This is a genomic window from Halomonas cupida, from assembly GCF_900142755.1.
Taxonomy (GTDB): Bacteria; Pseudomonadota; Gammaproteobacteria; order Pseudomonadales; family Halomonadaceae; genus Halomonas; species Halomonas cupida.
Genome location: NZ_FRCA01000001.1, coordinates 867,779 through 885,614 on the forward strand (window position 1 = coordinate 867,779; position 17,836 = coordinate 885,614).

Sequence of the window (17,836 nt, forward strand, 5' to 3'; positions counted from 1 at the left end):
CTCGGCGGTAGGTATCGGCCCGGCTGTATGCCGGGCCGATCACGTACAGGGGTGCCGATTTTATGACCAACTTGAGTCGAGACCAGAGATTGTCGTGCGCGAGGAGGCCTTAAACGCGTTGATGCACAGTGTTATCCACAGAAACTGTGGATTATCCTGCCAGCGAGGGATGGATGATCCGGTGGATATGGGTAAAATGCCCGGCCCATCTGGCTATCCAGCTGCCGTGAACCTTGTTCTCGGCTGACCCCGGCAGCCTGTTCCGTTCTCGATTCTGAACCTCTCTGGAGCTTGTCTTGCGCGCCTTGCCTGCCACCTTGCCGATCCTCTTCCTGTGCGAGATCAGCTTTCTGCTGGGGCACGGGTTGATCATGACACTGCTCGGCGTGCGCATGTCGTTGGAAGGCTTTCCTTCGCAGATGGCAGGTCTGCTGATGTCGAGCTTTTCCCTGGGCTTCGTGTTCGGCAGCTACTGGCTGGAAAAGCGTATTCGTGGTGTTGGGCATATTCGCGTCTTTGCCGCCTGCGCGGCCTCGCTCGCTGTCACCGCCATGGCACACGGGCTGTGGATCAACCCCTGGGCATGGCTGGTATGGCGGCTGGTGGGTGGGGCCGCCACGGCGGGAATGCTCATGGTGATGGAGTCCTGGGTCTCCGGGGAGTCCACCAATGACAACCGCGGCCGGGTACTCGGGTGGTACATGGTGATTTCGACTACCTCGTTGGCTGCCGGTCAATGGATGCTCAACCTTGCCGATCCTTCTGGCCCGGTGCTGTTTTCCGTGGTGGGCATGTTGTTTGCGTTGTCACTGGTGCCGCTGTCGATCCACCGTATTCATGGGCCCAGCCGCCACCACGATATCCAGCCTCGCAAGATTCATCTCAAGACGCTGTATCAGCGTGCGCCGGTCGGTTTGGTGGGCGCTTTCACCGGCGGTCTGATGGCTCAGGCGTTCTTCGCCATGACGCCTTACTATGGTCAGGAAATCGGTCTGACAACGGCGCAGACAGCGCGTTTCATGGCGATCACCACGCTGGTGGCGCTGGTTGCTCAGTGGGCGCTGGGGCGCGTCTCCGACCGCCTGGATCGGCGGCGAGTGATCCTGTGGATGGCGATCGTGATGACGGTTACCGGGGCGATCATTTCGGCGGTGGCCAATGCCAGCTTCTGGATACTGTTGGTGGTGGCCTGCTTCCACACGGCCATGCTGCATACGCTCTATTCACTGAGTCTTGCTCATACCAATGATTGGCTTGAGCCGGAGGAGATCGTCGCTGCCAATGCCAAGCTGATGATCTGGTACGGCATCGGTTCGGTGGTTGGGCCCTTCAGTGCTTCACTGGTCATGCAAGTTGCCGGCCCTGATGGACTATGGTTGTTCCTGGGAGCGGCGGCGTTCAGCCTGGCCATGTTCGTGATGGTGCGGTTGCATGGTGAACGCCCCGACACGGTCACGCAGGAACCCTTTGTGGCGGTACCGGTGATGGAAACACCACACTTCACGGAGATGGACCCGCGGCTGGAGCCTCAGCAACTGGAACTCGATCTCGAGGGGGCGCCTCAGGACATCTCACACCATGCATAGGGCGGCAGGAGAACATCTGCGGTGCGTTCGCGACCGGCGCCAGGTGCCTGGCGCACCAGTTGTATCGCGCCAGCAGTGATGCGGTGCTCATCGCCATCGGCAAAGGCCAGACGTCGTGAGCAATTGGGATAGTAGCGATGTTCGATCAGCGGTGATACCGGCAGCATTTCATCGACCTCCGAGGCGGGCATGAAACCATGCTCCTGCATCTCGCTGTCCAACTGCGCCAGTGACTTGCCGATTTGGGTGCAGTCATAGCCGACGTGGTGGACACGAGGTCCCATTGCAGCCAACCAGCCGGCCAGAGGGTGTTCGTTACGCAGGAGCTGGTAGGTTGCCCAGTCGGGCATTGGCCAGGGGCGACAGGCACCGAGTTCGGTCCGGGAGTCGGAGCTTTCTCCGGAGGTCAACTGCTGGAGAGCGGCACGTGCAGGACTGGACAGGCGGGTGGTCTGGAGCTCGATGACAATCAGCCGTGGGGAATGAATATCCCCGGCGAGCAGTGTCACCAGTAACCCACGATCTGCCAGCGCATAATGGCGAGTGGGGCGATAGCCACGTTCAGCAAGACGTGACAGCGTAGCGGCCATGCTCCACGGCGACTGGCTGATGGTTGCCAGCACCAGATATTCCAGCGGAGTGTCGACGGGCCAGAGGCGTAGGGCACCGATTTCCGGGTGCTGATGAATGAAATCCAGCCATAGTTGTTGGCTGATGGTCTGCTGCTCAGTCATTGCCGATCCTTACGCCTGCCGGGTGGTCCCTTGCACTGCAGGGTGCGCCTTGAGTATAGGCGCAGACCCGAAACGCATATTCAACGGGGCAACAGGGACGGTAAACGCAGGGCCAGCAAAAAGGCCGCCTTCAAGGGCGGCCTGGGCTCATCGGTTCGGCAGTTCAGGACGCTTCGGTAGCCAGAGCGTTGTCGCGTACGTACTGATCGAACTCGGTAAAGCCACCGATATGCGTCTGGTCGACGAAGATCTGCGGCACGGTCTCCACCGGCTTGCCGATGGTCTTCTCCATGTCGGCCTTGGTGATGCCTTCCTCGTGGATATCGATATAGCGATAGCCTTCGATGCTACCGGCGTCGCTCAGACGGGAGGCCAGTTCCTTGGCCCGCACACAGAAGGGGCATGCGGGGCGACCGAAGATGACGACAAACATGAAAACTCCTTGCATCGGGGATGCATTGAAGGGGGTGGGAATATGGATGAGCGCATTGTGACGGATTGTCTCGCCCATCGCCAATAGTCAGTGCCTTCAATGGCTGATCGATCCTTGCTATGGACCTGACCCGTCAGGCAGCCACCACCGAGTAGCTCCGGGACCCACCCGACCTGAAGGCATGGTCGGAAGCCTCTCTCAAGGGGGCAGGACGATCACTGGTTGTCGAGCTTGCCGGCATCGGCGTCGCGCAACAGATCACCGAGTTCGTCGAAGATGTCGGCGTGGCTGACCAGCAGGTTCTCGCCGTAGAGATCTTTCGGTAGACCCTCGGGGCATGGGTAGAGGTGGCCTGTTGAGGCGCCTGCCTCTCTGGCGATCAGCAGCCCGGCTGCGAAATCCCAGGGGGATACCGTCTCGTAGTAGGCATCAAGGCGTCCGCAGGCCACGTCACACAGGTCGAGAGCGGCGGAACCGTTGCGTCGTACGTCACGGCAGTGGGTAAGCACAGCCTGAAGGCGGCGCATCAGTGGCGGACGGCTATCGCGGCGATACGGGAAGCCGGTCGCGACCAGACTGTGCTCGAGAGGCTTGCCGGCACTGGCCTTGATGGGGTTGCCGTTGCGCCAGGCACCGGCGCCCCGCAGTGCGGTAAAGGTCTCGTTGAGGAAGGGTGCATGAACCACGCCCAACTGGGTGACGCCATCCTTGACGTAGGCAATGGATACCGCCACATGGCGCAGCCCATGGGCAAAGTTGACGGTGCCATCGATGGGATCCACGACCCACAGCGCGCCGTCCTGTTCCACCGCATCGCGATCCGGCGCCAGCTCCTCGCTGAGACGTTCCTCTCCCGGGAAGTGCTGCTCAAGGTACTCGCGAATCAGGGTGTCCACCGCTACGTCGGTGGTCGTGACCAGCTCCTGACCATCCTTGTAGTGGTGCTCGAGGTTGTCCGCCTCGCGAGCTTCAAGAATCATGCGGCCGGCAGCGGCGGCGATCTCGAGGGTCTTGTCGAGCCGTTGCTGTAGAGACATGTGCTGTGGGGACATGGCCTCTGGAGAGTGCGGATCTGATGACATGGACAACTCCGTGATCACTGGGCAATGGGTGCGATGCTACCACTCCATGGCGATTTGTGCAGTGCAATGCTCTGGTGCGGCGACGCAGCATTACCTATGCTGTGGTCTTGTGTTGGGCATCTTCGCGGATGGAAATCGAGACGCACCTGGATAGAAGGAGACATGCATGTCAGCAACAACCCCCAGAGTCGCTGTTGTTACCGGCACCACCAGTGGCATTGGTGCTGCTGTGGTGGCGCATCTACGCGAGCAGGGCCTGCAGGTACTGGCCGTGGATTTCAATCCGGATGGCGCGACGGTCGCCGAGAAGGCCGGCGCCGTCTTCCATCAGGCGGACCTGACGGATGCGGATGCCTGTCGCGGCGCCATCGCCGATGCAATAGCTCGATTCGGCCGTGTCGATATCCTGGTCAATAATGCCGGTATCCAGCATGTCTCGCCGATCGAGGATTTTCCTGAACAGAAGTGGCGCCAGATCATCGACCTGATGCTCACCGCTCCCTTCCTGCTGACTCAGGCTGCCTGGCCATCGATGCGCGAGAACGGTTGGGGCCGCATCATCAATATCGCGTCGGTTCATGCCCAGGTGGCATCGCCGGGCAAGGCCGCCTACATCAGTGCCAAGCATGGTCTGATTGGCCTGACGAAGACCGCAGCCCTTGAAGGCGGCTCACAGGGCATTACGGCCAATGCGCTGCTGCCGGCCTATGTCAAGACGCCGCTGGTCGACAATCAGATCGCTGATCAGGCAAGACTGCATGGCATGGACGAGCAACAGGTGATCGAGCAGGTCATGCTCAAGAATGCGGCGGTCAAGCGGCTGATCGAGCCTTCCGAGGTAGCAGCACTGGTTGGCTATCTGGCCTCGGACGCTGCCGGAGCCGTTACCGGGGCGAGCTGGAACATCGACCTGGGCTGGACCGCGCAGTAACGACTCTGTCACCACAGTGTCCAGCGGGCCCTTGTCCGTTGCTGAGCAGGAGACCGCCTCAAGAGGCGGTCTCGGTCATTCGGTCTTGATCATGGCAGGGCAAACACAACAGCTGGGGGAAAGTAGCCCGCAGAGATCAGCGCCGCACCGGACGTTTCTGCAGCTTGCGTTGCAGGGTGCGGCGGTGCATGCCCAGAGCTCGGGCAGTGGCCGAGATGTTGCCGTCGTGTTCCTGTAGCACCTTCTGGATATGCTCCCAGGTCAGGCGGTTGATCGAAGGGGGATTGTCGGCTACCTCGGCTTCCGGGTTGCCTTCCGTCTTTTCCAGTGCAGCAAGTACCTCGTCCGCATCGACGGGCTTGCACAGGTAGTTGACGGCTCCCAGTTTGATGGCCTCCACTGCGGTGGCGATGCTGGAGTAGCCGGTCAGAATGACGACCCGACAGTCGGGCACGATCCTGAGCAACTCGGGTAGAATCTTCAGTCCGGACTCATGTTCGAGTTTGAGATCCAGAGTGGCCAGTTCGGGCTGGTGACGTTCCGCCATTTCCAGCGCCTGCAGGCCGTCGTGAGCTACTGCCACGTCGAGACTTCGGCGCTGCATGGCGCGTTCCAGTACATGGCAGAACATGTCGTCGTCGTCGATGATCAGAAGGCGTTGTGCGGAGTCTTGCATGATGTCCTCAAGGGTGTAGCCCCTGGCCGGAGCGAGGTAGCGTGACTTCGGTCAGAGTGCCGCCGTCGGGGTGATTATACAGACTCACGCCACCTCCAAAGCGGTTGATCGTGGCGTGGGTCAGGAACAGGCCAATACCGAGGCCTCTGCTCTTGGTGGAGACGAAGGTCTCGCCGAGCTGATCGGCGATGTCCATGGCGATCCCCGGACCATGATCGCGGATGTCGATGATGACGTTCTCCGAAGTCCAGTCCAGGCCGATCTCGATATCGTCGGGCTGGGCGTCGGCCGCATTGTTCAGCAGATTGGTCAGAGCCTGGTCGAGGGTGGTATCGACTACCAGTTGTGCCTGGCCACGCCGCCGCGCGACCTCAAGATGGAAGGTCACGTCAGGCCGCAACACCAACCACCGGTTGATCAGCGCCCTTAGCCAGGTTTCGACGTCGCGAACTTCAGGTTCGGCCATGCGACGTCGGTCGGCGTTCTCCACCAACTGGCGCAGGTGCGCCTTGCACACATCGACCTGCTGGCGCAGCAGTGTGAGGTCCTCTCCAAGAGGGGTGTCCTTGCCTGCCTCCTCTTGCATCTCGTTCAGCAGCACCGCCATGGTGGATAGCGGGGTGCCGAGCTCATGGGCGGTTCCGGCGGCCTGGGTTGCCACGGCAAGCACCTGCTCGTTACGCAGTGCGGATTCGCGCGTACGGGAAAGTGTCTGGTCGCGATGACGCAAGGCGTGGGCCATCTTGTAGATGAAGAAGGTGACCAGGCCTGCGGACAGGAAGAAGTTCAACCACATTCCCAGAACGTGAAGGTTGAGGTTCATCGTATAGTGCGAACCCAACTGCGGGACTGGATGATAGACCAGCATCAGGATGCTGTAGGCGCCCATTGCCGTACAGGCCAGCACCCAGGCATAGTGCCAGGGTAAGGTAGCGGCGGCGATGGTCACCGGTACCAGGTAATAGGTGATGAAGGGGTTGGTCGCGCCTCCTGTGAAGTAGAACAACAGACTGAGCCCGGCGACATCCAGCATCAGATGGATGAGATATTCCAGATGGCTGACATCCCGCGGCCAACCGAGGCGCCACCAGGTCGCGATGTTGATCAGTCCCATGGCCACGATCACGGCGATGACTGCGGGCACATCGAGGACGAAGCCGAGCAACTCGATGCCGACGATGATGCCAACCAGAAACCCGGTCCAGGTGATGCCTCTGACGTAGGTCAGACGCACCAGGTTGCGGTTGGGGGTGGATAATGGCAGGGGCAGGGCGGCAGGCATGATCTCTCCCTTTGTGTGCGTGGCGATGATAGCGCATCACAGCCGCTGACGTCGCGCGAGGGAGAATAGAGCACCGACTGTCGGTAGTACGGATTGCCTGTAGAGGGTCAAGCCCCGTTGGATAAGGATGCCTGCGATGGGAAAGAGACTGTTGCCGCTGTTGGTTGTTGCGTTGGGGATTGGCATGTTCGTGCTACTCCAGGTCACCAGAACCCCACCTCCGGCGGTGGATGTTGCCGAGCGGGCGTGGCCGGTATCGACTGTCGAAGTGTCGCTGGGTACGCATCATTCTCACGTATCGCTCTATGGTGAAGTGGTCGCCCCCGGACGGGTGACGATCACTGCACCGCTGCCAGGACGTATTGCTGAACGTCCGGTCATGGAGGGCAGTCGCGTTGAGGCGGGTGACCTGCTGGTGGCGCTTGATGATGACGATATACAGCCCGTTGTGGTGCAAGCCGAGGCCGAGCTGGCGCGTATCGAGGCCGAACTGGAGGCACAGCACGTTCGCTTTGCCAGTGATACGGAGGTCCTCACGCGGGAGAACGAATTGCTCGCCAACGCGCGTCAGCAGGTCGAGCGCATGCGCTCGCTGGTGCGCCGTAACCTGGCCTCCCGGGCGGAGCTGGATCAGTACGAGAACGACATCGCCCGAGCGGAGGTGACCAGACTCACTCGTCAGGGGGAGCTCAACCAACAGCCTGCCAGGGTTGCCGAGCTGGAGGCGCAGCGGGCTGCGGCCCGGGCGCAGCTGAACGAAGCCCGTCGTGATGCCGAGCGGGCACGCGCCCATGCGGAGTTTGCGGCGATCGTGACGGAACTGGCGGTGGCCCCTGGCGACCGCGTAAGGGAGGGAGATGCACTGCTGGATATCATTCCTCTACAGGGAATGGAGGTCAGGGCCAGGGTGTCTGCAGATCTCGAGCCCGAGTTGCTGGAAGCCCTGGCTGCCTCGAGTGCCTTGGTGGCACATGACTCGCAAGGAAACCGGTATCGTCTGCGTGGCATGGCGGGGGTTGGTGACCCAGCAGGCACGGAGGCCATTTTTACTTCCGATCGACCTCCTCTGTGGCTGAGGCCGGGAAAACTGGTGACGTTGTCATTGGAGCGACCTGCAACGGAGGCCAGTCTCGCCGTGCCCCATGACGCGCTGTATGGCAACGATCTTCTCTATATCGTCGAAGAGAGCCGCCTTCTTCCTCTGCCGGTGACCTATGTCGGTGAAATCCCCGGACCTGACGGCTCTCCGTGGGCGCTGGTCAAGGGCTCCGAGCTGGTCGATGGTCAGCGGGTTGTTACCACCCATCTGCCCAATGCCGTTGATGGCCTGGCAGTCGAGCCAGTGCCAGTGGACAGCGGGGCCCGGGAGTCAGAGGATGCCCCGTGAGTGATCTTCCCAACGCCGCAGCCGAGCGCAATGGTTGGATCGGTTTCCTCGCTCGGCATCGGGTCGCCGCCAATCTGGTGATGCTGCTCATGCTGTTCGGTGGCGTTCTGGGACTGTCGCGCATGAATGTGCAGTTCCTCCCGGATTTCGCACTCGACATTGTCACCGTTCGTACCCTGTACAGCGGCGCTTCGGCGGAGGATGTGGAGAGCGGCATCACCGTCCCGCTGGAGCAAAGGCTGCGCAATATTGATGGCCTCAAGCGCATGACCTCGACCTCCGCCCAGGGCGTATCGAGTATCAGTCTGGAGTTTATCGAGGGCAGTGATCCGGTCCTGGCGCTGGACGATGTGCGCGAGCAGGTCGACTCTTTCACCAACCTGCCTACGGATGCCGAAGAGCCTCGAGTCTCGCGGGTCGTCAACTACGAGCCGGTGGCCAGAGTGTTGCTGTATGGTGATGTCGATAGCGAGGCACTACGCAAGCTGGCGCGCCGCTACGAGGACGAGCTGCTGGCCGATGGCATCGATCGCGTGGATATCAGTGGTCTCCCCGAGCAGCAGATCAGCGTCGAGGTGCCGGTCGAGCGCCTCGGACAACTGGACCTCACTCTGCCGGAGATTGCCGAACGCCTCGATGGTATGTCGGTGGACCTCCCTGCCGGAATGCTGGGGCAGCAGGATGGTGCGCGGGAGTTGCGTGCCGTGGAGCAACGGCGCAGGGCCGAGGATTTCGCCGATATCAGTGTGCTGGCAGGGACACGAGTCCGCCTGACACTGGGTGATATCGCTATCCTGCGGCAGCAGGCGAGACCGCAACAGACGACCTTGAACAGGGATGGACAACCGGGAGTCGAGCTGCTGTTGCAGAGATCCGAGAGTGGTAATGCGCTCGAGGCTGCCGAGGTGCTCAATCAGTGGCTGGAGCGTACCAGACGCGAGCTGCCGAACAGCCTGAAACTGGAAGTCCATGATCAGTCCTGGCAACTGATCAGCGAGCGCATTCAGTTGCTGATCAACAACGGTGTCGGTGGCCTGGTACTGGTACTGGGCCTGCTTTACCTGTTCCTGCCGGCGCGAGTCGCGCTGTGGGTGGCGGTAGGCATCCCCACCGCCTTTCTGGGTGCCATGGCGGTGTTCTGGTTGGGTGGTGGCTCGGTCAACATGATCTCGCTGTTCGCCTTGATCATGGCGCTGGGTGTGATTGTCGATGACGCCATTGTGGTGGGCGAAGACGCTGATGCCCACTGGCGCAATGGAGAAGCACCAAGGTTGGCTTCGACAGGGGCGGCACATCGTATGCTGTGGCCGGTGGTGGCGTCCTCGCTGACGACGGTTGCCGCCTTCATGCCGTTGCTGATGGTGGGTGGTCCGATCGGCAGCATTCTGCGTGATATCCCGTTGGTGATGATCTGTGTGCTGATTGCCTCGTTGCTGGAGTGCTTCGTGATTCTGCCGGCGCATCTGCGCAATGCCTTTGTGGCTGGTGCTACGACGTCATCCGACAATGGCGAGGGCGTGGCCGTATCCTGGCGCCGATCCTTCGACGAGCGAGTGGACCGCTTGCGGCACGGTAGCTTTCGTCGCTTCTCCGCCTTCACGCTTCGCCATCGTGGTCTGACTCTGGCGTCGGCGGTGGCGCTGGTATTGACCATGGCAGGACTGGTTGCCAGTGGGCGTCTGGCCTTCGACTTCTTTCCCACGCCGGAGCCCAGCGTGGTTTATGCCAACGTGAGCTTCGTTACCGGCACGCCGAGTGAGCAGGTCGCGGCGTATCTGGATGAGATGAATCAGGCATTGGAGGAGACGCTGGACGAACTGGATGAAGACATCGTCAAAGTCGCCATCACACGCCAGGGGGCGACGCTGGCGCCTGGTGCCGAGGCGCGGACCGGCGATAACGTCGGCTCGGTCATGGTCGAGCTTACCGCATCGGATCATCGCCGGACGCGCAATCGCGAGTTCATCCGCAGCTGGAGGGAGAAGCTACCGCAAGCAGCGGGACTGGATGTGCTGTCGATTCGCGAGCGTGCTGGTGGGCCGCCTGGTGACGATGTCAGCGTCAGGCTGACTGGGGACGATGCGGGGGCGCTCAAATCCGCTTCCGAGCAGTTGGCTCAGGCCATGGCACAGATCCCCGGAGTCCTGCAGCCCACCGACGACCTTGCCTGGGGACGTGAGCAATTGATCTATTCGGTCAATGCGCAGGGGCAGGCATTGGGATTGACCACCCGAGAATTGGGGCGCCAGCTGCGGGCCGCTTTCGAGGGTGTGCTGGTTCAGACGTTCCAGGATGGCGCCGATGAGGTAGAAGTCCGGGTCCTGTTGCCGGAACATCAGCGCGAACGACTGGCGACCCTTTCGCAATTGATGATTCGAGTTGACGATGGTCGCCTCGTACCGGTGGGACAGATCATGGACATCACCTACCGCCAGGGCTTCGATGCCCTGCGCCATGCCGATGGTCGTCTGGCGGTGGAGGTCAGTACCAACCTCGACAGCGAGGTGACGACAACGGCCACAGTGATCGAGGCATTGGACTCCTCACTCATGCCGCAGCTCGTCCAGCAGTACCACCTGAATTACAGCTATGAAGGCCAGGCCGCCGATCAGCGTGAGGTATTCGCCGACATGCAGACAGGGCTGATGGTGGGACTGGGACTGATGTATGCCGTACTGGCCTGGGTGTTCTCGTCATGGAGCCTACCGCTTATTGTCATGGCGACCATCCCGCTGGCGCTGGTGGGTGCCATGCTGGGGCATTGGGTCATGGGACTGAATCTGACCATCCTGTCGTTGTTCGGCCTCTTCGGCCTGTCGGGGATCGTCGTCAACAATGCGATCATTCTGGTGAGTTTCTACCGACATCAAAGAGCGGCGGGGCTGGCCATCAATGCGGCACTTGAAGAGGCGGTGGTGCAACGTGTGCGTGCGGTATTGCTGACGACCCTGACCACCATTGGCGGCCTCACTCCACTACTGTTCGAAACCTCTCTGCAGGCGCAGTTCCTGATCCCGATGGCAGTCACCATTGCCTTTGGTCTGGGCGTCTCCACCATGCTGGTACTGGCTGTCATCCCGGTATTGCTGAGTTACCTGGAGGGCTGGAGAGAACGTTTCCACGCTGTTGAACAGGCGGAATGATCGGCAGTTGGACCGTCCCGTCACGTTGTCACATATCGGACGGGCTACCGTTCAGCCGCAGATCCATCAGCAGTGGATCAATAGGTGAGAAAGCCAGTACAGGCATGGCCCCGGGAGGCTTCCCGAGGCCATGGGGCAGATCTGAAGAAGAGTTGTAATCAGGCCATCTGCGGCTTCAGTACTTCGGTATGCAGGGTGGAGCCCTCGACGTCCTTCAGAGTGACGGTCAGTTCCTTGGTCTCGGCGTCCAGATCGACCTGGCCGAAGAACTGGTAGCCTTCACTGGGCGCCAGGTTGGCACGGCCGTCTTCCGGGGCCTTCTGAAAGACCACTTGAGGGCCAAAGGTGGCATCCAGTGCATTGGGGCCGAAGGTGCCGGCATGCAGGGGGCCGCTGACGAACTCCCAAAAGGGGGTGAAGTCCTTGAAGCTGGCGCGGTCGGGGGCGTAATGGTGTGCTGCGGTGTAGTGCACGTCTGCGGTCAGCCACACCACATTGGCAATGCTGCCTTCGTGGATGGCCTTGAGCAGGCGTGCAATCTCGTGCTCGCGGCCTGCCGGTGCGCCATTATCACCATTGGCCACTGCCTCGAAGTTGTCGCCGTCGGCGACCACCAGACCCACGGGCATGTCCGAGGCGATGACCTTCCAGGTGGCGCGAGACGCAGATAGTGCGGCGATCAACTCGTCGACCTGGGTGGCGCCCAGCAGTGCCGCTGCCGGATCATCGGCTGACTGCATATTGGCCGAGTTGGCGCCGCGGTGAGTGCGCATATCGAGCATGAATACCTCGAGGTCAGGGCCATAATCGAAGCGCCGACGGATGCGATCCGGGGCTTCCGGCCACTGGCGAATCGGCATGTATTCCAGAAAGGCTTTTCGGGCACGAGCCGCCAGCAGAGATACATTCTTCTCGGTGTAACGCGGATCTTCGAGAATCTCGCCGGGATACCAGTTGTTGGTGGTTTCGTGATCGTCCCATTGGGCGAACATCGGTACTTCTGCGTTGAAGCGTTTGAGGTTCTCGTCAAGCATGTTGTACGCATACTGGCCACGGTATTCATCCAACGTCTCGGCGACCTTGGATTTCTCGGCGGTCATCAGGTTGCGCCAGGTCTCGCCGTTGTCCATGGTGACGGTCTCTTCCAGCGGGCCATCGGCATAGATGGTGTCCCCCGAGTGAAGGAAGAAGTCCGGCGACTGCTGGCGCATGGTCTCGTAGATGCGCATGCCGCCGCGGGAAGTATCGATTCCCCAGCCCTGACCGACAGTGTCTCCTGACCAGACGAAACGGACATTGCGGGGCGTGTCGCTGGGCAGGCGCAACTTGCCCACCACCGGTTCGCTGATGGCGCGGTGATCTCCCAGCGCGGCAAATCGGACACGGTAGTGAAGGTCGGTGTCGCTGGCGAGACCGGTGACGTCGATCTTGCTGGTCATGCCCGTGGATGGCAGGGCATCGGGGCCGGTCAACTGGCGAGCATTATGGAATTCGGCGTTGTCTGCGACCTCCAGCAGCATCTGTGAGGGTCGGTCGGCGCGTGACCAGATCATGGCGCGATTGGTCCAGAGATCACCGCTCATGACACCGGAAGTGATCATCGGGCGTCGGTTCTCGGCCAGCACGATACCGGGAGCGGTCGTCAGCAGACCCAGGCCGGCACTGGCCTTCAGGCCGAATCCCAGAAACTGACGTCTTGTGGTGCGCATCATCTTCCTCCTTGCTGTCGGTTTGATAGTTGTTCCAGGGCACGAGTCATGGTCAGGGAGCCGGACACCCGATATCCCCTGGTTTCATATTCTCGTGTTTCATGTTGGCTGAGAGACCTGCCGGAAGGTCTTGTGGCGATGGCGGATGGGGACGCGTGATCGGCCTTGATCTTGTACAGCGATAATGACAAACAGGTCGCAGCAAGATGACAGTCTGATGGCGAAGGCGAGACCGTACTGGTCGCCCTGGGGCCTGGCGCGGTATCATCTGGCGGTTTCAGCGCTGCCGATTCGGCAGATGCCCTCTATATTCGAGCAAGCAGGCGACACCCTTCATGTCCAACCCGAAACAGGCCCAGCAGACCGATCTACGCAGGACCTTCGCGATCATCAGTCACCCCGACGCGGGCAAGACCACCATCACCGAAAAGATGCTGTTGTTCGGAAACGCCATCCAGATGGCGGGGTCGGTCAAGAGCAAGCGGGATGACCGGCATGCGACCTCGGACTGGATGAAGATGGAGCAGGAGCGGGGCATCTCAGTGACCACCTCGGTCATGCAGTTCCCCTATGGGGGCCGTATGGTCAATCTGCTGGATACGCCCGGGCACGAGGACTTCTCCGAGGATACCTACCGCACGCTGACGGCGGTGGATTCGGCGTTGATGGTTATCGACGGGGCCAAGGGTGTCGAGGATCGCACCATCAAACTGATGGAAGTCTGTCGCCTGCGTACCACGCCGATTCTGACCTTCGTCAACAAGATGGATCGCGATATCCGCGATCCCATCGAGGTGATGGACGAAGTCGAGACGGTACTCAATATCCAGTGTGCGCCCATGACCTGGCCGATTGGCATGGGGCGTCACTTCAAGGGCGTCTACCACCTCTACAACGACGTCATTCATCTCTATACCCAGGGGCAGGGCAGCCGAATCCCCGAAGACAAGCGTATCGAAGGCCTCGATAATCCCGAGGTTGATGCACTGCTGGGCGAGGACGGTGCTGAGGAACTGCGCATGGAGGTGGAGCTGGTGCGCGGTGCTTCTCATACTTTTGACCATGAGGCCTATCTGCGCGGCGAGCTGACGCCGGTCTACTTCGGTACCGCCATGGGCAACTTTGGTGTTCGTGAGATGCTGGATGGCTTCGTCGAGTACGCACCGGCACCGCAACCTCGCGAAACAGATGCCCGCGCGGTGGAAGCGAAGGACGAGCGCTTCACTGGCTTCGTGTTCAAGATCCAGGCCAACATGGATCCCAACCATCGTGATCGCATTGCCTTTCTGAGGGTCTGCTCCGGCAAGTACGAGAAGAACATGAAGATGCGTCATGTACGTATCGGCAAGGACATCAAGATTGCCGATGCTCTGACCTTCATGGCCGCCGATCGTACTCATGTCGAGGAAGCCTGGCCGGGTGACATCATCGGCCTGCACAACCACGGCACCATCCAGATCGGTGATACCTTCACCCAGGGCGAGGATATGCGCTTTACCGGCATTCCCCACTTCGCACCGGAACTGTTCAAGCGCGTACGCCTGAAGGATCCGCTGAAGATGAAGGCGTTGCAGAAGGGCTTGCAGCAGCTCTCCGAGGAGGGGGCGACGCAGGTCTTCATGCCGCTCGACAACAATGACCTGATTCTCGGCGCTGTGGGTACCCTGCAGTTTGATGTGGTAGCCCACCGCCTCAAGGAAGAATACAAGGTCGATTGCATCTACGAGGGCGTCAACGTGCATACCGCACGCTGGATCTATTGTGACGATGCGAAGATGCTTGAAGAGTTCAAGCGCAAGGCAAGTACCAACCTGGCCATCGATGGCGGTGGCTACCTGACCTATATTGCACCCACTCGGGTCAATCTGCAGATGACTCAGGAGCGCTGGCCGGACGTGCGTTTCGGCGAGACCCGAGAGCACTGAGCCAGACGGCCTGCCGAGTCCCCTCGGCAGGCCGGGATTGCGGTCTCCATGGGGGCCGCATGATTCCTGGGTCAGCTCCTGGAGTAGCCCGATGTCTACTGCCCGTATGATCGATGCTCATTGCCACCTGGACTTTGCGGTCTTCGATGACGATCGCGATGAGGTGCTGGCGCGTGCACGAACTGCCGGTGTGGAGCAGTTTGTTGTCGCGGGGACTACGCGTTCGCGCTGGCACGGTTTGCTGGCGCTGGCCAGTCGGGGTGATTGCTATCCCTGCCTGGGGCTGCATCCCCTGTTTCTTGGCGACCATGTTCTTGACGACCATGTTCTCGACGATCATGTCCTCGGCGAGCATGACGTTCAGTACAACCGTCTTGAGGGTCAGGGCGGCGAGCGGGGGAGTGACGACCTCGCTGAGCTGGCGCGGACACTCAAGGACCACTCTGAAGTCGTCGCGCTGGGCGAGTGCGGGATCGACGCGCGCTTTTCCGATAGCCTTCCTCGGCAATGGACGCTATTTGACGCCCAGTTACGTCTTGCTCAAGAGCATGACCTACCGGTCGTGGTGCATTGTGTACGAGCCAACGACGATGTGGCTCGGCGTCTGCGCCAGTTGGGGCCAGCGAAAGGTGGCTTGATCCACGCCTTTTCCGGTTCTGCCCAGCAGGCGCTGCGCTTCGATGAGTTGGGCTACGTGCTGGGGTTGGGCGGTGCGGTCACCTACCCGAGAGCCGCCCGCCTGCGCAGGGCAGTGACCAGTCTGCCCGATCACGCCTATGTGCTGGAAAGTGATAGCCCCGATATGCCGCTGGCTGGCTATCAGGGACAGCGCAACGAGCCGGCTCGAGTCGCCGAGGTCTGCAGGGTGGTGGCGGAGTTGCGTGGTCAGTCCTGTGACGAGGTGGCCGAGAACAGCTCGGCCAACGCTCGCCGCCTGTTTGGTCTTCCCTGAGAGGAGGGCAGCATCACCTGGCCAGGTTCACGATTGGCCCGGTGGTGCCAGACTCTCGGGATCGAGGCGTTCGATGCTATAGGGTAGCTTGAGGAGTTGCATTCGGCGCCCTTCGAAGGACAGGTTCATGTCTTCGGCGCTGATGTTGAGGACAGCAAGGACCTCGGACTGTCCATAGGCATCCTGCTGGCAGGCAATTATCTCACCGACGCGCTTATCATCAGTGTTGGTCACCTGGCTGCCGATGGAAATCATCTCGCTACCCTCGACCTGGGCCCGAAACAGGCGCTTCTTGACCTGGCCGCGAAAATGCGCGCGTGCCACGACTTCCTGTCCGGTATAGCAACCCTTCTTGAAGCTGATGCCTGCCTGGGCCTCCCAGTTGAGCATCTGCGGCAACCAGGTGTCCTGCTGCTCGTTGGTGATGAAATGCAGTCCTGACTGGATGTCAGTGAGCTTCCAGATGGCGTTGCCTACGGCAACGCACTGCTTGAGCAGTCGCTCGAACAGGGCATCGGCTTGGGGGCCCGGCACCATGATCAGGTAGCGGGGCTGCGGCCCGGGGTAGCCCAGGGCAATGGTGCCGTTGCTGTTGGCCTGATGCCATACACCGGGGGCGTTGAGGTCACAGTCGACTTCGGTCAGCGCGGCAGACTCTGGGCCCATGATGCCGATCAGTGCAATATCGGGATTGGGTTCCAGCTCAGCCTTGTAGAAGGCGGCAAAACGCCCGAGATGCTGAGCAAGGGGCTCCACCAGGCTGCGGTCAAGAATCAGCCGAAAATGGTCTTCGCCAACCCGCAGCAATTGGGCGTTGGCGACCACTCGTCCCTTGACGGAGCAGAACGCCGTCAAGGGCGCGAAATGACCGTCGATCAGGTTGAGCTGGGCACTGGTCTGGCCCTGCAGAAAGCGTATCGAATCGGGGCCGCGGACATCCAGAATGCCGAGGTGTGCCAGCGGAATGGCCACGGTCCGCTCGAGCGCGGTACGTGCCGGGTCCGGGGTGTCGAATTCGACGTCTGACGGGGAGCTCAGGCGCCCCCCGTGGGTAGTGATCCAGGTAGTCATGGAGTTCCTGTCGGTTGTCGCGAGACGGCAATGGTCTTGATGACCAAGGCTGCGCTATACAGGAAATGTGCGGTCGTTGGTCGCCTTTTGCAAGCGTACCAGGCTGTGCCCAGCGGAAAAGCGTCATGCTAAGCTTGGGCGATCATTACCTGTTGTCGGCGAATACACCGGAACCGCTTCCAGTGACCATCTCTGGCTTCAAGTGAGAGCCCCGGTTTCAAGTAAAAGTCCATCTCAAGGAGAGCTGCATATGACCCAACAGTCGCTGATGTTCAAGGGAGTGGAGAATGCCGACCAGATCAACCAGATCACTACTGCATTGATGATGCTCGACGGCGTCGATAGCGCCGAAGTGGGCCGCCATGGCGCCGATGTGGAAGGTCGTGCGACACGCCAGCAGTTGATCGCCGCTGTCAAGGCTCAGATTCCGGGCATTGAGGTACAGTGATGAGCATTCATCTTCGCAGTGAGCGTGATGGCGTGCTGCGCCAGCGTGCCAGCATCGAGAGTTTCGACGATCTGTTGGTGGATGTCCCCGAAGCCTTTGGTGGAGAGGGGCAGGCACCGGATCCCCACGACTATTTCGATCTTTCGCTGGGGGCGTGCAAGGCCATTACGGCGCAGATGTATGCGAAGCGCAAGGAATGGCCGCTGACCGATGTCAGCGTGGTGGTGACGCGGGACGAACGTGACGAGCGGCGTGGTGTCTACCGACTGGACGTGGCGATGACCTTCCATGGTATCGAAGACCCACAGCAACTGGCGCGCCTTGAGGAGATCAGTCACAAGTGCCCGATTCACCGCTTGATGACAACGTCCACGGTGGAGGTTACCACGCGGACCCTGGCCACGAGCCTCGGCACGGCTCCCTGAGCATTGCCGGGATGCATTGTCGTCCCGTCCCTTGTTCTGCATGACCACCTCG

At 60.8% G+C, this 17,836-nt stretch carries 15 protein-coding genes; 8 read left to right on the forward strand and 7 right to left on the reverse strand.

Annotated features, from left to right (window positions below; translation table 11 throughout):
* Nucleotides 1-296: 296 nt before the first annotated feature.
* On the forward strand, nt 297-1,586 hold the full coding sequence (locus BUE38_RS03810) for an MFS transporter (protein ID WP_073433640.1): 1,290 nt from the start codon (nt 297-299) through the stop codon (nt 1,584-1,586).
* Here the strand turns inward: BUE38_RS03810 and BUE38_RS03815 are convergent.
* From BUE38_RS03815 to BUE38_RS03825, 3 genes are all read right to left on the reverse strand, one after another.
* Nucleotides 1,562-2,320, reverse strand: coding sequence for a VOC family protein (locus BUE38_RS03815; protein ID WP_073433641.1), 759 nt, complete (start codon nt 2,318-2,320; stop codon nt 1,562-1,564). The two genes, BUE38_RS03810 and BUE38_RS03815, sit on opposite strands and share 25 nt — an antisense overlap.
* A 163-nt stretch (nt 2,321-2,483) precedes the next feature.
* Nucleotides 2,484-2,753, reverse strand: a complete 270-nt coding sequence (locus BUE38_RS03820) for a GrxA family glutaredoxin (protein ID WP_021817446.1) — start codon at nt 2,751-2,753, stop codon at nt 2,484-2,486.
* Nucleotides 2,754-2,968: 215 nt separating this feature from the next.
* On the reverse strand, nt 2,969-3,835 hold the full coding sequence (locus tag BUE38_RS03825; RefSeq protein ID WP_371860365.1) for an inositol monophosphatase family protein: 867 nt from the start codon (nt 3,833-3,835) through the stop codon (nt 2,969-2,971).
* Nucleotides 3,836-4,001: 166 nt separating this feature from the next.
* Here BUE38_RS03825 and BUE38_RS03830 point away from each other — a divergent pair, with 166 nt between their 5' ends.
* Entirely contained in the window at nt 4,002-4,766 is a 765-nt protein-coding gene (locus tag BUE38_RS03830) for a 3-hydroxybutyrate dehydrogenase (RefSeq protein WP_073433642.1), read from the forward strand.
* 136 nt (nt 4,767-4,902) lie between these two features.
* Here the strand turns inward: BUE38_RS03830 and BUE38_RS03835 are convergent, their stop codons facing one another.
* Both BUE38_RS03835 and BUE38_RS03840 read right to left on the reverse strand, forming a co-directional pair.
* On the reverse strand, nt 4,903-5,442 hold the full coding sequence (locus BUE38_RS03835; RefSeq protein ID WP_073433643.1) for a response regulator transcription factor: 540 nt from the start codon (nt 5,440-5,442) through the stop codon (nt 4,903-4,905).
* A gap of 7 nt (nt 5,443-5,449) precedes the next feature.
* Nucleotides 5,450-6,724 carry an ATP-binding protein gene (locus BUE38_RS03840; protein WP_073433644.1) on the reverse strand — a complete coding sequence of 425 codons (1,275 nt, stop codon included), beginning with the start codon at nt 6,722-6,724 and terminating at the stop codon, nt 5,450-5,452.
* A 136-nt stretch (nt 6,725-6,860) separates the two neighbouring features.
* Here BUE38_RS03840 and BUE38_RS03845 point away from each other — a divergent pair, with 136 nt between their 5' ends.
* Both BUE38_RS03845 and BUE38_RS03850 read left to right on the forward strand, forming a co-directional pair.
* Nucleotides 6,861-8,111, forward strand: coding sequence for an efflux RND transporter periplasmic adaptor subunit (locus tag BUE38_RS03845; protein WP_073433645.1), 1,251 nt, complete (start codon nt 6,861-6,863; stop codon nt 8,109-8,111).
* On the forward strand, nt 8,108-11,254 hold the full coding sequence (locus BUE38_RS03850; RefSeq protein WP_073433646.1) for an efflux RND transporter permease subunit: 3,147 nt from the start codon (nt 8,108-8,110) through the stop codon (nt 11,252-11,254). Before BUE38_RS03845 ends, BUE38_RS03850 begins: the two co-directional genes overlap by 4 nt.
* A gap of 158 nt (nt 11,255-11,412) precedes the next feature.
* On the opposite strand, the gene BUE38_RS03855 is transcribed toward BUE38_RS03850, so the two are convergent.
* Nucleotides 11,413-12,963 (reverse strand): alkaline phosphatase D family protein, encoded by a 1,551-nt coding sequence (locus BUE38_RS03855; protein ID WP_073433647.1) that lies wholly within the window; start codon nt 12,961-12,963, stop codon nt 11,413-11,415.
* A gap of 335 nt (nt 12,964-13,298) precedes the next feature.
* Here BUE38_RS03855 and BUE38_RS03860 point away from each other — a divergent pair, with 335 nt between their 5' ends.
* Together BUE38_RS03860 and BUE38_RS03865 are read left to right on the forward strand one after the other, a co-directional pair.
* Nucleotides 13,299-14,888 carry a peptide chain release factor 3 gene (locus tag BUE38_RS03860; RefSeq protein WP_073433648.1) on the forward strand — a complete coding sequence of 530 codons (1,590 nt, stop codon included), beginning with the start codon at nt 13,299-13,301 and terminating at the stop codon, nt 14,886-14,888.
* Nucleotides 14,889-14,979: 91 nt separating this feature from the next.
* Nucleotides 14,980-15,840 (forward strand): TatD family hydrolase, encoded by an 861-nt coding sequence (locus tag BUE38_RS03865; RefSeq protein ID WP_073433649.1) that lies wholly within the window; start codon nt 14,980-14,982, stop codon nt 15,838-15,840.
* Nucleotides 15,841-15,867: 27 nt separating this feature from the next.
* Here the strand turns inward: BUE38_RS03865 and ygfZ are convergent, their stop codons facing one another.
* Nucleotides 15,868-16,911: a CAF17-like 4Fe-4S cluster assembly/insertion protein YgfZ gene (ygfZ, locus tag BUE38_RS03870; protein WP_084541694.1), complete on the reverse strand. Its 1,044-nt coding sequence runs from the start codon at nt 16,909-16,911 to the stop codon at nt 15,868-15,870.
* Between the two features lie 250 nt (nt 16,912-17,161).
* Here ygfZ and BUE38_RS03875 point away from each other — a divergent pair, with 250 nt between their 5' ends.
* Nucleotides 17,162-17,359, forward strand: a complete 198-nt coding sequence (locus BUE38_RS03875; RefSeq protein ID WP_073433650.1) for a hypothetical protein — start codon at nt 17,162-17,164, stop codon at nt 17,357-17,359.
* On the forward strand, nt 17,359-17,784 hold the full coding sequence (locus BUE38_RS03880; RefSeq protein ID WP_073433651.1) for an OsmC family protein: 426 nt from the start codon (nt 17,359-17,361) through the stop codon (nt 17,782-17,784). Before BUE38_RS03875 ends, BUE38_RS03880 begins: the two co-directional genes overlap by 1 nt.
* The last annotated feature ends 52 nt before the right edge of the window (nt 17,785-17,836 follow it).